Annotated in this window: 7 protein-coding genes and 1 pseudogene; 7 read left to right on the top strand and 1 reads right to left on the bottom strand. The window is 44.7% G+C overall.

Features of this window, described 5'->3' with window-relative positions; translation table 11 throughout:
• Both ACKI5J_RS09530 and ACKI5J_RS09525 read left to right on the top strand, forming a co-directional pair.
• Positions 1-1308, top strand: a 1308-nt coding sequence (locus tag ACKI5J_RS09530; protein ID WP_407428874.1) for a hypothetical protein, incomplete at its 5' end; no start/stop codon positions are given.
• Between the two features lie 114 nt (positions 1309-1422).
• Positions 1423-2388, top strand: a complete 966-nt coding sequence (locus tag ACKI5J_RS09525) for an NAD-dependent epimerase/dehydratase family protein (RefSeq protein ID WP_407428872.1) — start codon at positions 1423-1425, stop codon at positions 2386-2388.
• On the opposite strand, the gene ACKI5J_RS09520 is transcribed toward ACKI5J_RS09525, so the two are convergent.
• Positions 2363-2923, bottom strand: a complete 561-nt coding sequence (locus ACKI5J_RS09520) for an Lrp/AsnC family transcriptional regulator (RefSeq protein ID WP_407428870.1) — start codon at positions 2921-2923, stop codon at positions 2363-2365. The two genes, ACKI5J_RS09525 and ACKI5J_RS09520, sit on opposite strands and share 26 nt — an antisense overlap.
• Positions 2924-3268: 345 nt before the next feature.
• On the opposite strand from ACKI5J_RS09520, the gene ACKI5J_RS09515 reads away from it, so the two are divergent.
• The 5 genes and pseudogenes from ACKI5J_RS09515 to ACKI5J_RS09495 all read left to right on the top strand — a co-directional run.
• On the top strand, positions 3269-3787 hold the full coding sequence (locus ACKI5J_RS09515) for a PepSY domain-containing protein (RefSeq protein WP_407428868.1): 519 nt from the start codon (positions 3269-3271) through the stop codon (positions 3785-3787).
• 110 nt (positions 3788-3897) lie between these two features.
• Complete coding sequence (locus ACKI5J_RS09510) at positions 3898-4863, top strand: multidrug resistance efflux transporter family protein (protein ID WP_407428866.1); 966 nt, start codon at positions 3898-3900, stop codon at positions 4861-4863.
• A gap of 159 nt (positions 4864-5022) precedes the next feature.
• Entirely contained in the window at positions 5023-6240 is a 1218-nt protein-coding gene (locus ACKI5J_RS09505) for a PQQ-dependent sugar dehydrogenase (RefSeq protein WP_407428864.1), read from the top strand.
• Positions 6241-6256: 16 nt separating this feature from the next.
• On the top strand, positions 6257-6529 hold the full coding sequence (locus tag ACKI5J_RS09500; RefSeq protein WP_407428862.1) for a hypothetical protein: 273 nt from the start codon (positions 6257-6259) through the stop codon (positions 6527-6529).
• A 326-nt stretch (positions 6530-6855) separates the two neighbouring features.
• A pseudogene (locus tag ACKI5J_RS09495) lies at positions 6856-7080 on the top strand (hypothetical protein); the annotation flags it as partial.

The raw sequence follows: 7080 nt of genomic DNA, 5'->3' as shown, positions 1-7080 counted from the left end.
GGAATGATCCACATTACACGTAATCATGGCAAGAGCTGGGAAAATATTACGCCACCGGGACTAGCAAAGCATTCGAGGATCAGCATAATAGACGCGTCCAGGCATAAGGCCGGAACAGCCTATGTGGCAGTAAAACGCTATCAGATGAACGACAGGGAGCCATATATTTTTAAAACGGATGACTATGGTAAAACATGGAAAAAGATAGTAAGCGGAATTCCCGCCGGCTCTTTTGTGCATGCGGTTAGAGAAGATATCACCAAGCCGGGTTTGCTTTACGCCGGGACAGAACACGGAATGATGGTTTCTTATGATGACGGCGAATATTGGAACCCCCTACAGCTAAATTTACCCAATACACAGGTTTCTGATATTGTAGTAACAGAAAAGGACATTGCGATTGCGACCCACGGAAGATCCATGTATATCCTGGACGATATTTCTCCAATAAGAGAGTTTGCGCCCGAAATCGCACAGAAACCCGTGCATCTGTTTAAGCCATATTATGCGGTCAGAAAGGTTCAGAATGCGGTTTTTGCGTACTATCTGAATAAAGACGCGGATAAGCTTAAAATAGAGATTCTTGATCCGGATGGCAAAGTAATACAATCATTCGATGGTGAAAAACCAAAGCAAAAGTCAGGCGAAGCAGATGGCGAAGCAGATGACGATGAGTTCGCCGTTCCGGCGGCGAAAGCACCAACTATGACGAAAGGTTTGAATGTATTCAATTGGGACCTTCGTTATCCAGGAGCTAAGGTTTTCAAAGGCATGATATTGTGGTCGGCAAGGCCTCAGAACGGGCCGATAGCGCCGCCGGGGCAATATCAGGTGCGGATCACCACTGCCGGAGAAACCTTGAGTCAGCCTTTCGAGATAAGAGTTGATCCCAGAATCAAAAATGTAACCGTTGCTGACCTTCAGGAGCAATTTAAGCTAGCCACAAAAATCCGCGACGAAACTTCGAAAGCGAACGAGGCTGTAATAAAGATCAGAAGCCTTAAAGAGAAGATGAAAAAAGCAGGATTTAACGATCCAGGCATTATTTCGAAGCTGAACGGAATTGAAGAGACCCTTTATCAGGTGAAAAACAAAAGTAATCAGGACCCGCTGAATTTCCCGATAAAATTAAATAACAAGATGGGAACCCTTCAGCGTATCGTAGAAAGTGGTGAAGCCAAACCTACGGACGATTCCTACAAAGTTTTCGACGAACTTTCCTCGGAAATTAACAAACAGGTTGAAGATCTGAATAATCTGATGAAAACTAAGACGATCAAAAAGTTTGCTTCAGGCCTGACCATCTGAAAACCCCCGATCCTGAAAATCAAATCTGACGCCTGGTAAAGAGATAGCTCATTGAGTAGTCTCTTTACCAGGCGCAGGAAACTCATTTATATCGTCTCACCTAGATTCTCTTACATGACACATGATGTTGTATTAGTAATTGGTGCCAATGGCCAGATCGGAAACGCCTTGTTGCCGCAGCTGCAAAAAAATTATGGAGCAGATTACGTAGTTGCCGCAGATATAGTTCCCTTCAAAACAAACGGAATCGTTGAAATAATGGATGCTACAAATGGAGAATCGCTGGCCAGCATCATCAAGAAATATAAGGTCACGCAAATCTATCACCTGGTAGCAATATTGTCTGCTAAAGGCGAATTGGATCCGATCTCGGCATGGAATATCAACATGACGTCCATGTTGAATGTATTCGAGGCCGCACGCGCCAATGGTGTAAAAAAAATCTTTATGCCCAGTTCCATAGCTGTTTTCGGCGAATCTGCTCCCGCGCTGAAAGCTCCGCAGTCAGCATATCTCGATCCGTCCACAGTATACGGCGTTAGTAAGGCAGCTGCAGAAAATTGGAATAACTATTATTTCAAAAAGTATAAGCTGGATATCCGTTCGATCAGATATCCCGGTGTTGTTAGCTACCAGTCAATGCCCGGAGGCGGTACCACTGATTATGCGGTAGAAATATATCATAAAGCCGTATTGAAAGAAGCATACACGTGCTTTCTGCAACCAGACTCAGAGCTTCCCATGATTTATATTGACGATGTCGTGAGGGGTACTATTGAGCTCATGGAGGCCGATGCCAGCCTGATAAAAACAAGAACATCATATAATTTGGCCGGAATGAGTTTTACACCCGCCCAGGTCGCTGCCTCGATTTTAAAATATTATCCTGATTTCAAGATCAGCTATTTGCCTGATTACAGACAGGAAATAGCTGATTCCTGGCCGAAATCAATTGATGACTCAGAGGCCGCACGCCAATGGGGATGGAAGTCGCATTTCGACCTTGATAAAATGACCTTTGCCATGCTGACGCAGCTGACAGCAAGGTATCGTTCTAGAGAGTCGAAACTTCCAGGCTGACTTCAGCCATAAAGGCGCTGATGTCAGACAGCACGAGTGAGCACCAGCAGAGTAACGTCTTCAGGTTGAATGCATGAGTGTGTTTAATTTCTTTAAGAACGAACGTGCTGTTTGATGTTCCGATATTGTCGATTTTCGATAATTTGTACTTAACGAAATCATGGTACTCATCTAAACTGCCAACATTTATCTTCAGCAAGAAATCAACCTGTCCCGCCATGTGGTAACATTCCTGAACTTCATCCAGACTCTGAATTTCACGCTCGAACTTTTCTATGAAAGCTTCATTATGATATCGCATAGAGACTTGGCATAGGGTCGTTATAGGTTGTTGCAGTAGATTTTTATTTAAGATAGCTACATATTGTTTGATGTAATTCAACGATTCAAGCCGCTTGATGCGTTCATACACCGGAGATACCGTCAGATTCAAAATAGACGCCAGTTCCTTGGTGGTTATTTTCGCGTTTTCCTGAAGATGTTTTAGGATAGTCTTATCAATTTCGTCTAAATTCTCCATGTTAAGTTTGCTCAAAGTGATCGGTCGTTAAATAATAGATTAATTACCTTAAATGTATTAATTTTCAGCAATGTATACTGCAATATTTGTATTCATAAGCTTAAAATACTGAATAGATTTAAAATATCCGTTCAATCTGTTTGTTTATTGTCTCTTATCTTTATTTTTTATTGAATATTTTCTGATTTATAGATAAATATTTGTTTTAGAAAAGGAATAAATGGGGTAAATCGCATCAGTTGCAGTAAAAAATAGCGTTATGGAACAGTGGTTTGACTGTAATCTCATAAATAGTTAGTTTTGACAGGTCCTGATGAGGTAAAGTGCAAACGAAGTTGGTAAGATCAGACATATAACGGTATGAAATTAACGGTACTCAATAGGAAAGTTCATTCATGGGGATCAATTATTATCGCTCTTCCCTTGCTGATTGTACTAAGCAGCGGAATACTTTTATTGCTAAAAAAGGATATTAGCTGGATACAGCCGCCTACTAAAAAAGGGTTGGATACAGTGCCTTCGATCAGTTTCGATCAACTCCTTAAGTCAGTAAGTTTGGTGAGCGAAGCAGAGGTAGTGACCTGGAAAGATATAAAGAGGGTGGATATACAACCATCTAAAGGCATTGCTAAAGTAGCCGTTGCAAACGGTTATGAAGTGCAGCTGGATACGAAAACGTCTGCAGTTTTGCATGTAGCATATCGTAGGTCAGACATCATTGAAGCTTTGCATGACGGAACATTTTTCCATGATAAGGTAAAATACCTCGTAAGCCTGCCTACAGGGATTATCCTGTTTGCGTTGCTCATCACTGGAGTCGTATTGTTCTTTCAACCCCACTATGTAAAGTATAAACGGCGGAGAAGGGTGTTTCGTTAGTCGCGGTGAAAATTTAAGAGCTTGTTGCATTCCATGTAAACTGGGGCTAAAACCGCCGTATGCCACTGGTATGCCCTGATTTTTCGAGTAATAAACACTTACAGAGCAATATGGTGAAAGACAACAAAGTAATCAAAGCAGTGCTTTTAGGCTTATTAGCAAATTTTTTTCTTTCTGCCGGCTTAATTGTGAATAGTTTGATGGCTTCAAATGGCAGCCATTGGGCCTGGACAGCTTCTTTGCGGTATCTCCTTCTATTGCCAATGCTTTTGATAATCGTTGTGGCGCGCAAACAAGCGAAACCCCTGGCGCGTATCTTTAGAAGCCATGGCAATATGTTTATTATCTGGGGAAACGTTAGTTTCGGTATATTCTACGGATTCCTGACTTACGCTTCTCTTTTCGGACCCGGTTGGTTGGTTGCAGCCGGTTTTGAAACCACCATTCTCGCCGGCTTGCTACTGTCGCCCATCATATATAAAGATCACAGGGCTAAAATCCCGGCTAACGCTTTCATTCTTTCCTCGGTGCTTGTTGTCTGTATAGCTATCATGCAAATCGACAGAATCAGGTTCATAAGTGATGGCAGGGGAGTGGGTTTAAGCCTCATTTTCTCCTTAATAGCGGCATTTTTATGGCCCTTGGGGAACAGGAAGCTTATGTTGACGATGGAGTTTAAAAATATACAACTGAATTCCCTTCAGCGGGTTTTAGGAATGACGGTAGGTAGCCTGCCTTCACTGATCGTATTAGCTATGTTCGGATTCCTCGAAAGCGGGCTGCCGGGCAAGTATCAACTGATCACTTCGTTGTTTGCCGCTTTATTATCGGGTGTGCTGGGGAGTGTCTTGTTTTATAGAGCCATACAGCTCGTTAAAAACAATCCTGTGGCCCTTGCGACGGTTGAGGCAACACAGGTGACCACCATCTTTTTTACGCTTCTGGCGGAAGTGCTTTTCAAGGGTATGGAGTGGCCAGGGTCTGTTGGGTTGCTGGGATGCGTTTTGATGATCGCGTGCCTAACGTGTTATTCATTCTATTCGATAAAAAAGACAAATCACAATAACAAAGAATGAGGTGACTGGATGTGCCAAAAAAAGATAGGCCGCATCTGTTAATGCTGGAGCAAGGGGGTTACTATAAATAGCCGTTTGAGCTCTCCCATAGAGCTATTTTGGTAAACAATCGTATTTATTTACTGTTGATAGTTGTAATTTACTAGCAACTAACTATTTATGAAAGCATGGATAAAAGCCCTGTCCATTGTTGCCGTGTCCACCGGATTGGTGTACAGCTGCAGTGATGATGACGACTTCTGGAGTTCCATTATCCCCGAAACGGAGGATGAAGCCACATCCGCAGAGATCAAAGGATATGTGTTCAGGCCGGCATTGGCTCCGGCTTCCGATGCCAATATCGCGCAACTGAAAGTTCCCGAAGGCTTCGCGCTGAATAAGTTTGCGGGTGATCTGGGAAAGCCGAGGATCCTGGCCGTCAGCAGTAGCGGAAATGTCTACGCTTCCGACCGGGAGGCAGGCACCGTGATGATGTTGAAGGACCAGAATGGCGACGGCGTATCCGAATCAAAGACCACAGTAGCCAATATTAAGCAAGCCCACGGTCTGGCCATCCAGGGGTCAAAGATGTATATAGCAGCGGTCCGGGAAGTCTATGTAGCCGACATCAACAGCGATGGCACGCTGAGTGGCCCGCGCATGATCATCAGCGATCTTCCCGACGGCGGACAACACCCGAACCGGACATTGGCTATCGGTCCCGACGGCCTCCTTTACATCTCTGTCGGCAGCACCTGCAACTCCTGTCCCGAGCCCAATAAAATGAATGCGACGATGGTACGCAGCAACCCCGACGGAACGAATAAGAAGGTATTTGCCAAAGGACTCCGGAATACCATAGGATTTGGATGGCATCCCGAAACCTCAGAATTCTGGGGTATGGATCATGGCATTGACTGGCTGGGAGATGAAGAGCAAGTCGAAGAGCTGAACCTGATCAAGGAAAATGGCAACTATGGCTGGCCCTACATTCACGGAGAAGGCAAGTACAATCCGAGCGATCGTCCGGAAGGAGATACTACTTACAGCCAGTACTCCAAATTAACAACCTTCCCCTCGCTAACCTATCAGGCACATGCCGCCCCGATGCAGATGGCGTTCTATAACGGCAATGCTTTTCCGGCCGAATACAGAAACGATGCGTTCGTTGCTATGAGGGGATCATGGAACAGGAGTGTGCCAGCCGGGTACAAGGTGGTGCGCTTACGCTTCGAGAACGGAAAGCCCGTGCGGTTTGAAGATTTCCTGACCGGTTTTCTGATCAACGACAACAGAGCGCATTTCGGAAGGCTGGTCGGTGTTGCGGTACACACTGATGGGTCACTTCTGGTGTCGGATGATACGAATGGAGTTATTTACAGGGTTTCGAGGAGGTAGGGACTGTGACTGGTTCGTGAAGCAGTACGAAATACTAGACAAAGAATATTTCAGGCGCCCTGAATATCTTTTTGCAAACCACAGACTAGCGACAATACTCAAAATGGCAATCCAAACCAACAAAATTACCATTAATGACTTATCTGGAACCGATGAGCAGTTAATAGAGCAGCTTTGGCAAAAGGGTTTTGAGACCGAGCTTAATAATATTTCGAAATTAGATGGGTTCCAATCTTTTGATAAAGAAGAGGCCGCTAGGAAATTAAAGGCTCGCAAAATCACCGGTTAGTATACTTCATCGATCCTTTAATATATGCAAATCAACTCAGCCTGAAAAATACTACTTTCCGGAAAACTTTCGATTTAGTTCTATATACAGCCCATAACATGCACCCTTCATCCCGAGATAAGTCCGACTGTACCCTGTTAAAGCCGGACTTATCACTTCTTTTCATCCCCGCCGATAGCCTGGCATATAAAGAATCTCTAAGCTGAAGATCTTGTGATTCTTAGTGCAAAATGCGCTCAAATCGAGAAGATTTTGGAAAGAATCGCGGAAAAATCGTCACCAGCCTTTCTGCTGCTCTACCTTGTTCTGAAAAGAGAAACAGCGTTATGGCAAAAGTAGACAACAAAGGCAGGGTACGGGGCACGGCAGGTCCCGTCGTTTATCGCGGGTACCGCGATATGAACATCATTCAGGGGAAACCCCGCACATTCAAGCAGACCAGCGCCAGCATCCGTGCCTCCACGGAGTTTGGTCTTTCCAGTACCACGCCGGCGGTGATCCGCCAGGCTTTTGAGCCGGCCTATGTGCACCGTGACGGGGCGGCGGCAGCC

It is taken from the genome of Arcticibacter sp., assembly GCF_045629565.1.
In the GTDB taxonomy this organism is placed as follows: domain Bacteria; phylum Bacteroidota; class Bacteroidia; order Sphingobacteriales; family Sphingobacteriaceae; genus Arcticibacter.
The sequence above is the reverse complement of the archived record's forward strand: the minus strand, read 5'-3'. Positions and strand labels throughout refer to the sequence as shown.

Bases quoted from the DNA above. Each gene is read 5' to 3' on its own strand.
- ACKI5J_RS09525 (WP_407428872.1), top strand. From the start codon at position 1,423: ATGACACATGATGTTGTATTAGTAATTGGTGCCAATGGCCAGATCGGA.
- ACKI5J_RS09515 (WP_407428868.1), top strand. From the start codon at position 3,269: ATGAAATTAACGGTACTCAATAGGAAAGTTCATTCATGGGGATCAATT.
- ACKI5J_RS09510 (WP_407428866.1), top strand. From the start codon at position 3,898: ATGGTGAAAGACAACAAAGTAATCAAAGCAGTGCTTTTAGGCTTATTA.
- ACKI5J_RS09505 (WP_407428864.1), top strand. From the start codon at position 5,023: ATGAAAGCATGGATAAAAGCCCTGTCCATTGTTGCCGTGTCCACCGGA.